The sequence below is a fragment of the Sphingomonas sp. BK069 genome (assembly GCF_014193405.1).
Lineage (GTDB): Bacteria > Pseudomonadota > Alphaproteobacteria > Sphingomonadales > Sphingomonadaceae > Sphingomonas.
The window spans coordinates 116,918-132,915 of the sequence record NZ_JACHZH010000001.1; the positions used below are offsets into that span (position 1 = coordinate 116,918).

At 69.1% G+C, this 15,998-nt stretch carries 15 protein-coding genes and 1 tRNA gene; 13 read left to right on the top strand and 3 right to left on the bottom strand.

Going from position 1 to position 15,998, the window contains the following annotated elements:
- Positions 1 to 200: 200 nt before the first annotated feature.
- The 4 genes from FHY02_RS00550 to FHY02_RS00565 all read left to right on the top strand — a co-directional run bounded on the left by FHY02_RS00550 (position 201) and on the right by FHY02_RS00565 (position 6,894).
- Positions 201 to 3,395 (top strand): TonB-dependent receptor, encoded by a 3,195-nt coding sequence (locus FHY02_RS00550; RefSeq protein ID WP_260172531.1) that lies wholly within the window; start codon positions 201 to 203, stop codon positions 3,393 to 3,395.
- 276 nt (positions 3,396 to 3,671) lie between these two features.
- Positions 3,672 to 4,391: a SapC family protein gene (locus FHY02_RS00555; RefSeq protein WP_183919513.1), complete on the top strand. Its 720-nt coding sequence runs from the start codon at positions 3,672 to 3,674 to the stop codon at positions 4,389 to 4,391.
- Positions 4,388 to 5,416, top strand: coding sequence for a cupin-like domain-containing protein (locus FHY02_RS00560; RefSeq protein WP_311731638.1), 1,029 nt, complete (start codon positions 4,388 to 4,390; stop codon positions 5,414 to 5,416). The genes FHY02_RS00555 and FHY02_RS00560 overlap by 4 nt, the downstream gene beginning before the upstream one ends.
- Positions 5,413 to 6,894 (top strand): tryptophan halogenase family protein, encoded by a 1,482-nt coding sequence (locus FHY02_RS00565; RefSeq protein ID WP_183919515.1) that lies wholly within the window; start codon positions 5,413 to 5,415, stop codon positions 6,892 to 6,894. The genes FHY02_RS00560 and FHY02_RS00565 overlap by 4 nt, the downstream gene beginning before the upstream one ends.
- 212 nt (positions 6,895 to 7,106) lie before the next feature.
- On the opposite strand, the gene FHY02_RS23240 is transcribed toward FHY02_RS00565, so the two are convergent.
- A complete protein-coding gene (locus FHY02_RS23240; RefSeq protein ID WP_183931518.1) occupies positions 7,107 to 7,358 on the bottom strand; it encodes a hypothetical protein in 252 nt (83 codons plus the stop codon).
- On the opposite strand from FHY02_RS23240, the gene FHY02_RS00570 reads away from it, so the two are divergent.
- Positions 7,327 to 7,776 (top strand): cytochrome c oxidase assembly protein, encoded by a 450-nt coding sequence (locus FHY02_RS00570; RefSeq protein ID WP_311731801.1) that lies wholly within the window; start codon positions 7,327 to 7,329, stop codon positions 7,774 to 7,776. The genes FHY02_RS23240 and FHY02_RS00570 overlap by 32 nt on opposite strands.
- Positions 7,766 to 8,173, top strand: a complete 408-nt coding sequence (locus tag FHY02_RS00575; RefSeq protein ID WP_183919519.1) for a cytochrome c family protein — start codon at positions 7,766 to 7,768, stop codon at positions 8,171 to 8,173. Before FHY02_RS00570 ends, FHY02_RS00575 begins: the two co-directional genes overlap by 11 nt.
- Before the next feature lie 152 nt (positions 8,174 to 8,325).
- On the opposite strand, the gene FHY02_RS00580 is transcribed toward FHY02_RS00575, so the two are convergent.
- A tRNA-Glu gene (locus FHY02_RS00580) sits at positions 8,326 to 8,400 on the bottom strand.
- 65 nt (positions 8,401 to 8,465) lie between these two features.
- A complete protein-coding gene (gene recJ, locus FHY02_RS00585) occupies positions 8,466 to 10,211 on the bottom strand; it encodes a single-stranded-DNA-specific exonuclease RecJ (RefSeq protein WP_183919521.1) in 1,746 nt (581 codons plus the stop codon).
- 111 nt (positions 10,212 to 10,322) lie between these two features.
- Between recJ and FHY02_RS00590 the strand changes: the two genes are divergently transcribed.
- The 7 genes from FHY02_RS00590 (at position 10,323) to FHY02_RS00620 (ending at position 15,439) form a co-directional block, all read left to right on the top strand.
- Complete coding sequence (locus FHY02_RS00590) at positions 10,323 to 10,712, top strand: MerC domain-containing protein (protein WP_183919523.1); 390 nt, start codon at positions 10,323 to 10,325, stop codon at positions 10,710 to 10,712.
- A gap of 46 nt (positions 10,713 to 10,758) precedes the next feature.
- The gene (locus tag FHY02_RS00595) at positions 10,759 to 11,226 is read left to right on the top strand and encodes a Fur family transcriptional regulator (RefSeq protein ID WP_183919525.1); all 468 of its coding nucleotides are present in this window, start codon (positions 10,759 to 10,761) and stop codon (positions 11,224 to 11,226) included.
- Positions 11,227 to 11,278: 52 nt separating this feature from the next.
- Complete coding sequence (dxs, locus tag FHY02_RS00600) at positions 11,279 to 13,198, top strand: 1-deoxy-D-xylulose-5-phosphate synthase (RefSeq protein WP_183919527.1); 1,920 nt, start codon at positions 11,279 to 11,281, stop codon at positions 13,196 to 13,198.
- 7 nt (positions 13,199 to 13,205) lie between these two features.
- Positions 13,206 to 13,610, top strand: coding sequence for a hypothetical protein (locus FHY02_RS00605; protein ID WP_183919529.1), 405 nt, complete (start codon positions 13,206 to 13,208; stop codon positions 13,608 to 13,610).
- A 283-nt stretch (positions 13,611 to 13,893) separates the two neighbouring features.
- Complete coding sequence (locus FHY02_RS00610; RefSeq protein WP_219749456.1) at positions 13,894 to 14,136, top strand: ribbon-helix-helix protein, CopG family; 243 nt, start codon at positions 13,894 to 13,896, stop codon at positions 14,134 to 14,136.
- Complete coding sequence (locus FHY02_RS00615) at positions 14,127 to 14,507, top strand: type II toxin-antitoxin system PemK/MazF family toxin (RefSeq protein WP_183919533.1); 381 nt, start codon at positions 14,127 to 14,129, stop codon at positions 14,505 to 14,507. The genes FHY02_RS00610 and FHY02_RS00615 overlap by 10 nt, the downstream gene beginning before the upstream one ends.
- Positions 14,508 to 14,530: 23 nt before the next feature.
- A complete protein-coding gene (locus FHY02_RS00620; RefSeq protein WP_183919535.1) occupies positions 14,531 to 15,439 on the top strand; it encodes a class I fructose-bisphosphate aldolase in 909 nt (302 codons plus the stop codon).
- Positions 15,440 to 15,998 lie beyond the last annotated feature (559 nt).

The window sequence follows — 15,998 nt, forward strand, 5'->3', positions numbered from 1 at the left end:
AGCAGTGCAGAAGAATAAAGAAAATGATTGAATTAAATCGCTTTGTCGGAGGAGATTGTCTGATCAATCGGCGATGAGATTATACCGCAGGCCGAGTTGACAGCGCGGTTCTACTTGATAGCGTTATCACATCTGGTGACCTCACAGGGGCACCGGCCGTGCCTGCGGAAGGTTCCGCAGCAGCGCACCAGGGGGGGATGATGAAGCGCCTTAACGTCTTTTCGAAGCTTGCTCTGTCCACGTCGCTGGGGGCGCTGGCGATCGCCGCCGCGCCCGCATTCGCGCAGGCCACCGGCGGTGAGCCGTCGGCGACCAACGCCCAGCCTGGCGGGGGCCAGGCCGTTGACAGCGACACCGCGCGGTCGGGCACCGTCGCGGATCAGGAGAATGGCGCGGTCGACGACATCGTCGTCACCGGCGTCCGTGCCAGCCTCGATCGCGCGATCGCGATCAAGCGCGACTCGCCGGGTGTCGTCGACGCGATCTCGGCCGAGGACATCGGCAAATTCCCTGACACCAACCTCGCGGAGTCGCTCCAGCGTATCACGGGCGTGTCGATCAACCGCGTCAACGGTGAGGGCTCGCAGGTCTCGGTCCGCGGCTTCTCGGGCGGCTTCAACCTCGTGACGATCAACGGCCGTCAGCTGCCCGCGACCAACATCGACACCAGCGGCGGCAATCTGTTCGCGCGCGGCGCGGGCCGCTCGTTCGACTTCCAGAACATCGCGTCGGAAGGCGTAAGCGGGCTGGAGGTCTATAAGACCGGCCGCGCCGCGGTGCCGACCGGCGGCATCGGCGCGACGATCAACATCAACACGCGCAAGCCGCTCGACTCACGCGAGACCGGCGTCACCGGCTCGATCGGCGCCAAGGCGCTGTACGACACCTCGGTGGAGAAGGCGGTCGGCGACAAGCACCGCGTCACGCCCGAGGTCTCGGGCGTGCTCAACTACAAGAACGAGGAGGGCACGTTCGGCGCCGCGGTGTTCGGCAGCTACCAGCTGCGCTACTCGGCATCGGCGCAGTCGAATCCGAACTATTGGAACGTCATTCCGACCGCGGACTTCTTCAACCCGGGCACGTTCATCAACTCGACCACGGTGCTCGACGGCAACAAGCCGACGGCGCCGTACGTGCTGGTGCCCAACGACAGCCGCTACCAGTTCTCCGAGAACCGCCGCGAGCGCATCAACTTTCAGGGCGTGCTGCAATTCCGCCCGACCGACACACTCGAGTTCACGGTCGACAGCCTGTTCGCGCAGAACCGCCTGCGCGAGCAGCGCAGCGAGCAGACCAACTGGTTCAACCGCCCGTTCAGCGAGGTCCGCTTCGACGACAACCCGAACATGGCGACCGCGATCTTCCTGCGCGACTATCTGCCCACCAGCCCGAAGGACGAGGGCTTCGAGCAGCAGCAGGCGGCTACCAAGGCGCGGCTGGCCTCAGTCGGTCTCAACGTGAAGTGGGACTTCGCGCCCAACTTCACGCTGACGCTCGACGGGCATCACTCCGAGTCTAAGTCGTCGCCGGACAATCCCAACGGCACCACTGCCACCACGGTCGCGCTCGGCGCGCCGGTGATCGCGGGTCACTCGCTCGACTTCAGCACCGGCTTCCCGCAGCAGGCGCAGATAATCAACGACTGCTACCGCGCCACCCCGGCCGACGCGCCGAAGGGCAATTGCAACGGCGTGCTCGACATCGGCGATCTCGGCGCGGCGCCGGCGCGCACGATCATCTCGCGCCAGACGCAGCGGATCGACCAGATCCAGGCGCGGCTGGGCTGGGATCTCGGCGGCGGCAGCCGCTTCGACGCGGGCGCGTCGTACACCGACTCGAAGATGCACTCGACGCAGACACAGACCCAGCAGACGCTGGGCGACTGGGGCCTGCAGAACCCGGGCATCATCCAGCAGCTGGCGCCCGATCTGGTCCAGCAATATTGCCTGACCTGCAAGTTCGACCACTTCAACCCGGCGTCCGAAGGCTCGTCGCTGATCGCCTTCCGCGGCAACGCCATCGACCTCTATAACGTGCTGAGCCCCTATTATACGGGTCTCGGCCAGCCGCCGGCGCCCTCGGCGCCCGCGGACGACACGGTACAGGAGAAGATCTGGGCGGTGTTCGGCCAGTTCACCTGGAATGGCGAGGTCGCCAACCGTCCCGCCAACCTCGTGATCGGCGCGCGCTACGAGCAGACCCGCGTCGTCTCTGACGCGGTGCAGACGTACAACAACATCGTCTGGACCGCGGATAACGACTTCCGTGGCGATGCCAGCGGCGTGTTCACCGCGATTCGGCAGCGCGGCAAGTACGAGAACCTGCTGCCCGCGGTCGACTTCAGCATCGAGCCGATCACGAACGTCAAGGCGCGTGTCTCGTTCAGTCGGACGCTGGCGCGGCCCGATTACGGCAACCTGTTCGCCACCGCCTCGGCGGGCGCGCCGGGTCGCCCGACGCTGCTCGGCGGTATTCCGACCGGCAGCACCGGCAACGCCAACCTGCTGCCGCTGCTGTCGGACAACTTCGACGTGTCGCTGGAATGGTATTACAAGCCGTCGAGCTTCGTGTCGGTCGGCTTCTTCGACAAGCGCGTCGCCAACTTCCTCGGCACCGGCGTGATCAATCAGAACCTGTTCGGTCTGCGCGATCCCAGCTCGGGCGCGGCGGGTTCGCGGTCGGGCACCGCGGCGGCGTTCCTCCGTTCCAGCGGCTATGACCTGAGCGACGTCAACCTGTTCACCTACACCGCGCTGCTCGTGCAGAACGGCGGCAACCAGACGGCGGCGACCACGCAGTTCAACGCCAATTATGTCGCCGGCCGCGGCCTGCAGCAGACCTTTGTCGACCAGGTGCTGTCGCAGATCGACATCTCGTCCGACGCGAACGATCCGCTGTTCAACTTCTCGGTGTCGCAGCCGATCAACAATCGCGAGGGCAAGATCCACGGCTTCGAGCTGGCGTGGACCAACTTCTTCGGCAACACGGGCTTCGGCTTCGCCGGTTCGTTCACCAAGGTGAGCGGGGACGTGAACGTCGATCCTTATGCCGACCCGACCGTCAACATCTTCGCGCTGACCGGCCTGGGCAACAGTGCCAACGCCACTGCGATCTACGACAAGAACGGCATCTCGGCGCGTCTCGCCTATAACTGGCGCGACAAGTACCTCGCCGCGACCAACCAGGGCGGCAACCGCAACCCGCTGTTCGTGGCGCCGTTCGGCACGCTCGACGTCAACATCAGCTACGACGTCAACGACACGATCGCGGTGACGCTGGAGGGGATCAATCTGACCAGCGAGAGCGTCAAGACCTATGGCCGTACCGAGCGCAACCTGGTGCTGGCGCAAGAGCTGAAGCCGCGCTTCCTTCTGGGCGCGCGCTACAAGTTCTGACGGTGAGGGGAGGGGCCGCCGCCCGTGGCGGTCCCCTTCTCTTTCTTGGGAAGCGACCGCCTTCCTCTGTCTTCCGTCATCCTGGACTTGTTCCAGGATCCACCGTGATACGAGAGCCTCACCGTTCGAGTGGGCGGCACGGTGGATCCCGAGACGAGTTCGGGATGACGGCCGTTTCTACGTCGGTACGACGGTGCAAATCGTCGCTTTCGTGCTGAAATGCGCTGGTGCACAACGGCCCGGGAGAGAGCGGCGTCGCCGCGTCGAGAGAATCGCATGAATCGAGTCCTGCTCAACAACGTCGATCACGCCGAGCTGCGCGTGGCGCCGCGCGTCGGTGCCGAGTTCGGTGACCGCGCCAACCAGCTCCCGATCTATCCTGCCGAGTTCGAACAGGCACAGCGCGACTTCCCGATCCTGTTCCGCCGCGACGGTGACTCGATCGACGCGATCGTGTTGCTCGGCCTCGACTCGGACGAGAACCTCTTCCTCGGTGAGCAGGGCTGGACCAGCCGTTACGTCCCGGCCATCCAGCGTCGCGGCCCCTTCTCGATCGCGCTGGCGCACGACGCGGGTGGCGACGAGACGGGCGAGCCGATGGTCCACGTCGACCTCGATGACCCGCGCGTCGGCGACGACGCCGGCCTGCCGCTCTTCCTGCCGCACGGCGGCGATGCGCCGTACCTCCAGCATGTCTCGGCGGCGCTGCGCACCATCTACGAGGGCGCGCAGCAGGCGCGCGCGATCAACGCTCAGCTCGCCACGGCGGGGCTGCTGCGCGATGTCGTGCTCGAGATCGATCTCGGCGAGGAGGGCGGCTACAACGTGCCGGGCGTGCTCGCGGTCGATGAGGGCGCGCTCGCCGCACTGCCCGACGCCGACGTGGTGCGGCTCCACCGCGCCGGATTGCTGCGGCTCGCGACCATGGCGGCGGCGTCGCTGGCGAACGTGTCGCGGCTCATCGAGCTCAAGAACAAGCGGCGGGCGGCGGCGTGACCGCGACGCCGATCACCGATCGGCGCGCGCGCGAGATCGCGGCGGACGATCCCGCGGCACACGACCTCGCCGCGCTGGTCGCGGCGGGCGAGCCGGTGGTGGTGCGCGGGCTCGTCGCGGACTGGCCGCTGGTTGCGGCGGGGCGGAAGGGGCCGCGCGCGGTGGCCGACTATCTGCTCGACTTCTACAACGGCCATCCGGTGGTGGGCTATACCGCGCGTGCCGAGCTGGGCGGCCGCTACTTCTACGACGCCGAGCTGACCCGGCTCGACTTCGAGGGCGAGCGCATCCGCCTCGACGACTATCTCGCGCGCCTGCTCGTCGCGCGTGACCGCGAGGACGCCGAGTCCTTCTACGTCGGCTCGACCGACCTGGACCTGTTCTTCCCCGGTCTCGCCGAGGCCAACCCGCTGCCCGAGGCGGGGTTCGACCGCGCGCTGCGGAGCATCTGGATCGGCAACCGCACCACCGCGGTGGCGCACCACGACATGTCGAACAACGTCGCGGTGGTCGGCGCCGGGCGCCGCCGCTTCACGCTCTTTCCGCCCGACCAGGTCGCCAACCTCTACCCCGGCCCGCTCGCGCCCACGCCGGGCGGGCAGGTGGTCTCGATGGTCGACTTCCGCGACCCCGACCTCGATCGCTACCCGCGCTTCGCCGAGGCGGTCGCGGCGGCGCAGGTGGCCGAGCTCGAGCCGGGCGACGCCGTGGTCTATCCCGCGCTGTGGTGGCACCAGGTCGAGGCGCTCGACTCGTTCAACGTCCTCGTCAACTACTGGTGGAACGAGGCGCCGGGCTTCATGGACACGCCCATGAACACGCTGCTCCATGCTTTGCTCAGCCTGCGCGATCGCCCCGCCGGCGAGAAGGCGGCCTGGCGCGCGATGTTCGACTATTACGTGTTCGGCGATGCCGAGCGACCCGCGGCGCATCTGCCCGCGCACGCGCGCGGCGCGCTGGCGCGGCTCGACGAGCTCGGCGCGCGGCGGCTCCGCGCCGAGCTGCTGCGGAAGCTCAACCGGTGAGGCCGGTGCGCCGTGTCGTCATTGCCGGGGGCGGCACCGCGGGCTGGCTCGCCGCCGCGATCCTGACGCGCCAGCTCGGCGCGCTGATCGAGGTCACGTTGGTCGAATCGGAGGAGATCGGCACGGTCGGCGTTGGCGAATCGACGATCCCGACGGTGCGCGCCTTCCACCAGCTGATCGGCATCGACGAGCAGGATTTCGTCCTCGCCACCGGCGCCAGCTACAAGCTCGGCATCTCGTTCGAGGGCTGGTCGCGGCCCGACGAGCGCTACCTCCACTCGTTCGGCACGCTGGGCCGGTCGACCTGGATGGCGGACTTCCACCATTTCTGGCTCGAGGCGCGCGCGCAGGGCGTCGCCGAGGAGATCGGCGCCTATTGCGTCGAGCATGAGGCGGCGCGTGCCGGGCGCTTCGCCGGGCCGCCCGCGGCCTCGCTCAATTACGCCTTCCACTTCGATGCCGCGCGTTATGCCCGCTATCTGCGCGAGCGTTGCGAGAGCGACGGCCTCCTCCGCGTCGAGGGACGGATCGAGCGCGCCGAGCGCGACGCCAGCGGTGACATCGCCGCGCTGGTGATGGCCGACGGTCGTCGGGTGGAGGGTGACTTCTTCCTCGACTGCACCGGCTTCCGCGCGCTGCTCATCGGCGAGACGCTCGGGGTCGGCTACGAGGACTGGACCGACTGGCTGCCGACTGACCGCGCCATCGCGGTGCAGACCGCCGCGGTCGGACCGGCGGTGCCGTTTACCCGCGCGATCGCGCACGACGCCGGCTGGCAGTGGCGCATCCCGCTGCAGCACCGCATCGGCAACGGCATCGTCTACAGCAGCGCCTACCTCTCCGACGACGCGGCGCGCGCGCGGCTGCTCGGCACGATCGAGGGCGAGGTGCTGATCGAGCCGCGGCTGATCCGTTTCCGTACCGGGCGGCGTGAGCGCGCGTGGGAGCGCAACTGCGTCGCGCTGAGCCTCGCCGGCGGCTTCGTCGAGCCGCTCGAGTCGACCAGCATCCACCTGATCATGATCGCGCTGACGCGGTTGCTCCAGCTCTTCCCCTATGACGGGGTGACCGAGTCCTTGGCGGCGCGCTTCAACGACATGGCGCGTCGCGAGATCGAGGGCGTGCGCGACTTCATCATCCTCCATTATCACGTCAACCAGCGCGACGAGCCGTTCTGGCAGCGGCTGCGCGACATGTCGCTGCCGGACAGCCTGGCGGCGCGGCTGGCGCTGTTCCGAGAGGGCGCCCAGGCCTTCCAGGCCAGCGACGAGCTGTTCACCGTCACCTCCTGGGTCCAGGTGCTGCTCGGCCAGCGGCTCTTGCCCGAAGCGCACAATCGGGTCGCGCGCCTGATGCCGCCGGGGCGGCTCGCCGCGACGCTCGCCGAACTCGGCCGCGACGTGACGCGGCAGGTGGCCGCGCTACCGACGCATCAGCAGTATCTCGATCGGCTCGCCGCGCCCGCTCCCGCAGCGTGATCGAAGCGTCTTCCGTTAACCGGCGCGGTCGAGCTGCTCGAGGGCAAGAACTCGATCTGGCTGCGGGTACGACGCGGCAAGGTCCGCGGCGGCGTCGCGCTCCGTGCCGCTTACGCAGCGGACGGCGGCTTCGACGCGTGGCTCGTCACGCCCGAGCCGGGTGCGGCGCTGCGGTTGGGGCGGAGAGCGTGATCGGCCGCCATGTCGTCGCGCTACGGCTGACCCATGCCGACCTGCACCGGCTCCAGCTCCAGGCGTGGCTCACCGGGCGCGTGCCGCTGCTGGTGCCGTTCCACCCGCGCGATCTCTACGTGCTCGACGGCGACGACGATCCGCTGGACGCCAAGGGTAGGGTCGAGGCGGCGCAGCGCGGGGTCAACGGCGGACTGCTGTACCTGCGCTTCGACACGCCCGACTTCCGCAGCCTGCTCTATCTCCAGAACCTCTGTCGCCGACCCCGCCACAGAGCGGCTCCAGGCCGTTGCCCTGTGGCTGTGGCACGCTCCCGTCCTGTTCGATCGCGCGCTGGCGAGCGAGGGCTGGCATGTGGCGCAGCATCTTTCCTTCCTCGTCACCGCGCTGCTGTTCTGGACCGCGATGCTGCACCGGCGCACACCGGGCGGCATGGCGGCGCTGTGCCTCGTCGTCACCGCGATCGTGTCGGGCGCGCTCGGCGCGCTGATGGCCTTCGCCACCACCCCCTGGTACGTCGGCTACGCCAGCCTCGGCATGGCGCCGTTCGGTCTGACCCCGGCGGAAGATCAGCAGCTCGCCGGGTTGCTGATGTGGGTGCCGGGCGGGCTGGTCCATGCCGGTGCCGCGCTGGTGCTGATGCGGCGGCTGCTCACTGACGCTGCACCGAAAGCACGCCATGCCGGCTAGCCTGAAGTGGCTCGCGCTGCTGCTCGCGGCCAGTGTCCTGGCGGCGATGGCGGCCGGCGCGGTGATGTACGCCGAGACGCGCGCGCGTACCCGCGTGATGGCGGAGCAGGTGAGCGGCTGGACGGTCACGGCGGGCCGCGCCGCGATCGCGCGCTATGGCTGCGGCAGCTGTCACGCCATTCCCGGCGTCGCGGGCGCGAGCGGTTCGGTCGGCCCGTCGCTGGCGAAAGTGGCGGTGCGGGCGTCCATCGCAGGGCGCCTGCCGAACGATGCGGAGGCGATGGCGCTCTGGCTGCGCCATCCGCAGGCCGTCACGCCGCGGAACGGCATGCCCGAGCAGGGCGTAACGAGGAGCGACGCGCGTGATATCACCGCTTACCTCTATACTCTGAAGTGAGGAGGTCCTCGAGCTGATGTCTAGGCCAAGCCTCTATGAGGGAGCGACCAGCCTAGCCCGTTGTAGCAGTCGTAGGTAGGGCAGGTGATCCGGCCCATTGGCCGGAGGTGCCGCCGACACTTCGCTGACCCTGTGACCGCGGTTTTCTGCGATGGTGACCCCTACGGGGCTCGAACCCGTGTTTCAGCCGTGAAAGGGCCGCGTCCTAACCACTAGACGAAGGGGCCACTAGGGCGGCTGGTCGGTTACGGGCAAAGCGCGGGGCGGTCAAGCCGGTTCGCCGCCGTGCGCCTCACACTGCCCAGGCAGCATCGTCGAGGTGGAGCTCGGCGGCACCGCGGCCGCTCCACTCGTCGATCCGCGCGCGCCCGGCCAGCCACAGCCGGCGTGACGGGCCCGCGGCGAGCAGTGCCTGTCCTAGTGCGGTGTCGGCGGCGCGGAACGCCATCGCCTTGAGGCTGCGCCCGTCGTCGCCCGCGACGATCGCGCGGACATGGCCGCTGCCGACCACGTCGACCTTGATCGTGCGCACCGGCCCGACCGCGACGCGCGGCGCCGGCCAGCCGCTGCCGTACGGGCCGCCGGCCTCGAGCGTCTCGACCAGCGCCGCGGTGACCCCGCCCGGCGCCAAGACCGAGTCGACCAGCAGCGCACGGCCGGCCTGTGCCGTGGCGACGGTGTCGGCCAGCCGGGCCTCGATCCAGTCGGCGAAGGCGGGGACCTGATCGACGGCGATCGTCAGCCCCGCCGCCATCGCGTGGCCACCTCCGGCCAGCAGCAGCCCCTGCTCGCGCGCGGCCAGCACCGCGGCGCCGAGGTCGACGCCGGTGATCGAGCGGCCCGAGCCCTTGCCGACGCCGCTCTCGTCGAGCGCGATGACGATCGCGGGGCGGCCGGTCTTCTCCTTGAGCCGGCCCGCGACGATCCCGATCACGCCGGGGTGCCAGCCGCTGCCGGCGACGACGCCGACCGCACGGTCCTGGTGGAGCAGCGCCTCGGCGGCCTCCTGCACCATCGCCTCGATCGCGCGGCGTTCCTCGTTGAGGCGGTCGAGTTCGGCGGCGAGCGCGCGCGCCTCGACCGGGTCGCTCGTGGTCAGCAGCCGTACGCCGAGGTCGGCGCGGCCCACGCGGCCGCCGGCGTTGATCCGCGGTCCCAGCGCGAAGCCGAGATCGGTCGCGGTCGGCGCGCGCGTCAGCCGTGCCGCGTCGGCCAGCGCCGCTAGGCCGATGTTGCGGCGCTGCGCCATCACCTTGAGGCCTTGCGCGACGAAGGCGCGGTTGAGCCCGCGCAGCTGCGCCACGTCGGCGACGGTGCCGAGCGCGACGAGGTCGAGCAGCTCGAGCAGCTTGGGCTCGGTGCGCGCGGCGAAATGACCGCGCACGCGCAGCACGCGCAGCAGCGCCGCGCCGAGCAGGAAGGCGACCCCCACCGCGGCGAGATGGCCGTGCGCGGCGCCGTCGGTCTCGTCGCGCCGGTTAGGGTTCACCACGGCGTGCGCGCGCGGCAGCTCGGTGGCGCATTGGTGGTGATCGACCACGATGACGTCGGCGCGCGCCGCGGCGAGCGCCTCGAACGCCTGTGCGCCGCAGTCGACCGTCACGATCAGCGTCGCGCCCTCGGCAGCGAGCCGCTCCATCGCCGCCACGCTGGGCCCATAGCCTTCGGTCAGCCGGTCGGGGATGTAGACGCGGGGGTCGCGCCCGAGCGCGCCAAGCAGCCGCGCCAGCAGCGCCGATGAGGTCGCGCCGTCGACGTCATAGTCGCCGAACACCGCAACCTGCTCGCCCGCCACCACCGCGTCGGCGAGCCGCTCGGCGGCGGCATCCATGTCGCGGAAGATCGAGGGGTCGGGCATGAAGCCGCGGATCGACGGCGCCTTGTGCGCCTCGAGCCCGTCGCGCGGGCAACCGCGCGCGAGCAGCAACTGGGTGAGGAGGTCGTCAGGCACGAACCGCTCGCGCTGGTCGGCCGCCAGCGCGCGCCAGTGCCAGGGCTGGCCCAGGATCGAGCGCTCGACATCGAGTACGTGACGCATCGCGAAGCTCCTACCGCACGCCGCAGGGGCAAGTCACGCGCCGCGAAGCAGGTAAGAAAATTCGCGGATGAAACATTGTAACATCGTGACGCATCACCTAATTGACGCCGCATGTCGTCCTCGCCCGTCCCTAGCAGCGAACACCCCGGTCGGATCGATCGCTGGGCGATCTGGCTGTCGGCGGCGTGCGTCGTCCATTGCCTCGCCACCACCGCCGCGGTGGCGCTGCTGTCGACCGCGGGCGGGCTGCTCGGCAGTCCGCTGATCCACGAGGTCGGGCTGGTACTCGCGCTCGCGCTCGGACTGCTCGCCTTCGGGCGCGGCGTGCTGGCGCACCGGCGACTACTGCCGATCGTGCTCGGCGGCGGCGGGCTGGCGCTGATGGCGGCGGCGATCGTCGTGCCGCACGGGGACTCGCACGTGGTCGAGTCGTTGCTGACCATCGCCGGGGTCGTGCTGCTGGCGGCGGGGCATACGGTCAATCGCCGCGCCCACGGCTGAGCCGGCGCTTGCTGCGCGGCCATAGCGCGCTTAATTTGGATCGACCATGTCGCATCGTCACCACGAACCCGAGGGCGCGGACCTGCTGGCCGCCGCGCGCAGCACGCTCGAGCGATCGGGTGAGCAGTGGACCGCGATGCGCGAGAGCGTCTACGCGGCGCTGAGCGGCTTCGCCAAGCCCGCCTCTGCCTATGATATCGCGGAGGAAGTGTCGCGCAGCCAGGGGCGGCGGATCGCGGCCAATAGCGTGTACCGCATCCTCGACCTGTTCGTCACCGCCAACCTGGCGCAGCGAGTCGAGAGCGCCAACGCCTACGTCGCCAACGCGCATCCGGGCTGCCGCCACGACTGTATCTTCCTGGTATGCGACGGTTGCGGCACCACCACCCACCTCGACGACGACTCGCTCACGCGCGGGCTGCGCGACGCCGCCGCGGCCTCGGGCTTCGCCGCCGAGCGGCCGGTGATCGAGCTGCGCGGGCGCTGCCGCGACTGTGCCGCCGCCACGCACTGAACCGCCGATTCCGGTAATCGACAGGCTGATGTCGCTCAGCTATTCCGCGTAGATGGCTGATGCCCCCGATACCCCGCTGCTCGACACGGTCGAGACGCCCGACGCGCTCCGCACCCTGAAGCCCGACCAGCTCCGCCAGCTCGCCGACGAGCTGCGCCAGGAGACGATCTCCGCCGTGGGCCACACTGGCGGCCACCTCGGCTCCGGCCTGGGCGTGGTCGAGCTGACCGTGGCGATCCACTATGTCTTCGACACCCCGCGCGACCGGTTGATCTGGGACGTCGGTCACCAATGCTATCCGCACAAGATCCTGACCGGGCGGCGCGATCGTATCCGCACGCTGCGGCAGGGCGGCGGGCTTTCGGGCTTTACCAGGCGCAGCGAGAGCGAATATGATCCGTTCGGCGCGGCGCACAGTTCCACCTCGATCTCGGCCGCGCTTGGCTTCGCCACCGCCAACAAGCTGAGCGGCGCGCCCGGCAAGGCGATCGCGGTGATCGGCGACGGCGCGATGTCCGCGGGCATGGCCTATGAGGCGATGAACAACGCCGAGACCGCGGGCAACCGGCTGGTGGTGATCCTCAACGACAATGACATGTCGATCGCGCCGCCGGTCGGCGGACTGTCGGCCTATCTGTCGCGCATGGTGTCGAGCCGCGAGTTCCTCAGCGTGCGCGAGCTGGCCAAGCGGCTCGCGCGCCGGCTGCCGCGGCCGTTCCACACCTCGCTGCGCAAGACCGACGAATATGCCCGCGGCATGACGATGGGCGGCACGCTGTTCGAGGAGCTGGGCTTCTACTATGTCGGGCCGATCGACGGCCACAATCTCGACCATCTCATCCCCGTGCTGGAGAACGTGCGCGACGCGGCGGAGGGGCCGATCCTCGTCCACGTCGTCACCAAGAAGGGCAAGGGCTACGCGCCCGCCGAGAATGCCGCGGACAAATACCACGGCGTGCAGAAGTTCGACGTGATCACCGGCACCCAGGCCAAGGCGCCGCCGGGGCCGCCGGCCTATCAGAACGTCTTCGGCCAGGTGCTCAGCGCCGCGGCGGACAAGGACCAGCGAATCTGCGCGATCACCGCGGCGATGCCCTCGGGTACCGGGCTCGACCTGTTCGCCAACGCGCATCCGGAGCGTTTCTTCGACGTCGGCATCGCCGAGCAGCACGCGGTGACCTTCGCCGCCGGGCTCGCGGCGCAGGGAATGCGGCCGTTCTGCGCGATCTACTCGACCTTCCTGCAGCGCGCCTACGACCAGGTGGTGCACGACGTCGCGATCCAGAACCTGCCGGTGCGCTTCGCGATCGACCGCGCCGGGCTGGTCGGCGCCGACGGCGCCACCCACGCGGGCAGCTTCGACGTCACGTATCTCGCCACCTTGCCCAACATGGTGGTGATGGCGGCGGCGGACGAGGCCGAGCTGGCGCATATGGTGCAGACCTGCGTCGAGCATGATTCTGGGCCGATCGCGGTGCGCTACCCGCGCGGCAACGGTACCGGCGTGGCAATACCCGCCGAGCCGAAGGCGCTCGAGATCGGCAAGGGCCGGATCGTGCGCGAGGGCAAGAAGGTGACGATCCTGTCGCTCGGCACGCGGCTGGGCGAGGCGCTCAAGGCGGCCGACGCGCTCGACGCCAAGGGGCTATCGACCACGGTGGCGGACCTGCGCTTCGCCAAGCCGCTCGACGAGGCGCTGATCCGCCGCCTGCTCACGTCGCACGAGGTGGCGGTGACGATCGAGGAGGGCGCGATCGGCGGGCTCGGCGCGCACGTGCTGACGCTGGCCTCCGACGAGGGGCTGACCGACGCCGGCCTGCGCATCCGCACGATGCGGCTGCCCGACCTGTTCCAGGACCAGGACAAGCCCGACGTGCAATATGCCGAGGCGGGGCTCGATGCCGACGCGATCGTGCGCACCGTGCTGACCGCGCTGCGCTACAACGAGGCGGGCGCGATCGCGCGCGCCTGACGCGGGCGTGACCGGCTGGGAGAAGGTCGGCGCGCTCACCGCGCTGTACGTGATCGGCGCGCTCTGGGCCAATTGGCTGATGGTGCGCCGGGTGCGCGGCGCGGTGGCGGCGCGCGCGGTCTGGACAGCGGCGGACTTCGACGCCTGTTTCCCTGAGCTCGACCCGCGCGTCGCGCCGGCGGTGCGGGATGCGTTGGCGCCGCTTTATGGCGTGGGCGTGGAGCCGCGGCCGGAGGACACGCTGCGTCGCTTCCTCAAGCTCGACCGGGGAGAGGTGGAGGACGTGGCGCTCGACGCGGCGGCGCGGCTCGGGCTGTTCCGTGAGGTGGAGCGGGAGGCGCTGCTGGTGGCGGACCTGCCGGATGTGGCGGCGCTGGTGCGGTATCTGGGGCAGAGGGTGAGGCAATCCTAGTTCCTCCCCACGAGCGTGGAGGATCTGGCGCCCGTGTGTCGCCGTGGACCTGCCAGTCGCAACCCGTTGCGCTTTCACGCATTCCGCTCCCCATGCCGCGCGAATGTTGAGAAAGTTGAGTCACCGGCGCAGCATGGCTCAACATCGCCGCGATCAGACGCACGCGTCCGCTATATCGACGGTGAGAAAAAGCGGCGCGATCCTCGCATGGTCTCGCCGCATAGGACAGACGAGACTTGCCAAGCGCTCATCCACGCCCTATCGTTTAACGCGTTAAACGGAGGTGCGGTTGCTCGGCGTCAGGCTCGACACGGAACTGGAGGAGCGGCTCGCCGCGGTCGCGCGTACGCAGGGCCGTAGCAAGAGCGACATCGCGCGCGAGGCGGTGCGGCGCTATGTCGAGCTGCACGACGAGGCGTTCCGGCGCGAGGCGCGGCGCCAGTCGCAGCGCGCGTCGCGCCGCGACACGCAGCAGGACTATGCCTTCTGGGAGACGATCGAGGCGGAGGACTCGGCATGGCGGTGACGCCGGCTGAGCAGGCGACCGGCGCGGCCGACACCGTGCCCGCGATCACGCACGGCGCCATCGTCGAGCTCGCCGCACCCGAGGCGGCGACCGGCGGCCCGCGCGTGTGCGTCGTGGTCCAGGCCGATCTGTTCAACGAGACCCACGCCACCGTCACGCTGTGTCCGCTCACCGCGGTGGTGGGCGGGGAGTCGCTGTTCCGCGTGGCGATCTCGCCGCAGGAGCATACCGGCCTGACGGTCGAGTGCGAGGTGCAGGTGGACCGCATCACCTCGGTGCGGCGTCATCGCATCGTCAAGGTGATCGGCCATGCCTCGGCGACCCGCATGGAGCAGGTCGATCAGGCATTGCGCCGCTGGTTAGCGCTTTAAGTACAACTGGATAGGGACGGAATATGACCCCGATCGTGAAGTCCATCCTCGACAAGTACGAGGCCACCAGCCCGGCGATCAAGGCCAATCTCGCGCGCATCCTGATGCACGGCAAGCTGGGCGGCACGGGCAAATTGATCATCCTGCCGGTCGATCAGGGCTTCGAGCACGGCCCGGCGCGCAGCTTCGCCGTCAATCCGCCGGCGTACGACCCGCACTATCACTATCAGCTCGCGATCGACGCCGGCCTGTCGGCCTATGCCGCGCCGTTGGGCTCGCTCGAGGCCGGCGCGGACACGTTCGCCGGGCGCATCCCGACTATCCTCAAGCTCAACAGCTCGAACAGCTGGGCCACCCGCAACGCGCAGGCGCAGACCGGCAGCGTCGAGGACGCGCTGCGGCTCGGCTGCGCCGCGATCGGCTTCACCATCTATCCCGGCTCGGACGACATCTTCGAGTCGATGGAGCAGATCCGCGGGCTGCGCGAAGAGGCCGCCGCGGCGGGCCTCGCGACCGTGATCTGGAGCTACCCGCGCGGCGGCAAGCTGAGCAAGGACGGCGAGCTGGCGCTCGACGTCAGCGCCTATGCCGCGCACATGGCGGCGCTGCTCGGCGCGCACATCATCAAGGTCAAGCTGCCGACCGCGCATATCGAGCAGCCCGAGGCGCAGAAGGTCTATGAGGGGACCGACTGGTCGAACCAGGCCGATCGCGTCCGCCACGTCGTCCAGTCGAGCTTCGCGGGGCGGCGCATCGTGGTGTTCTCGGGCGGCGCGGCGAAGGGGATCGACGCGGTTTATCAGGACGCGCGCGACATCCTCGCCGGTGGCGGCAACGGCTCGATCATCGGGCGCAACACCTTCCAGCGCGAGCGCGGCGAGGCGCTGGCGATGCTCGAGAGGCTGGTGTCGATCTACCGCGGCGAGGGGTGAGGGGTGAGGTAAAGGAATGTTGAGATTCGCTTCTCGCCACTAGCCCCGGTCCATCGACTGCTGCTGCTGGCGACACGCGAGCGATCACAGATTCGAGCAGATGAGCTGAATGTTGTTCCGTCGCATCATTCAGGATCAGTCGCACGAACGTACTGACGACCCGTGTTGGGGGAATGTGCGAGAGGGGCCCGCAATCCTATTCCGCCTAAGCTATGTCAATCGCTCGTTTAAATGGCTGGTTTACTAATGCTCGCTTAGATGTGAGTGACGATCTGCCTCTCTTGACCTAGCCTTGCTTGCTAGAGAAGCTCGCTATACCGCGTGGCGAGTCTGCTCAAAGGGTAAGTTTGGCATGAACAAGTGTCTGAATGGCCCGGTTATCGCTTTAACGCCGTCTGAAATCAGTATGGTTGCAGGTGGAATACACGGATATTGGAGCCACGAGCCCACGAATTGGGGTGAGGTCGGAGCATGGACGGTCGGCGGAGCGATCGCCGGGGCGGGCGGTGGCTGGGCCGGCGCCGGCCTTGGCGCTCTAGGTGGCGGCTTAGCCGACTAT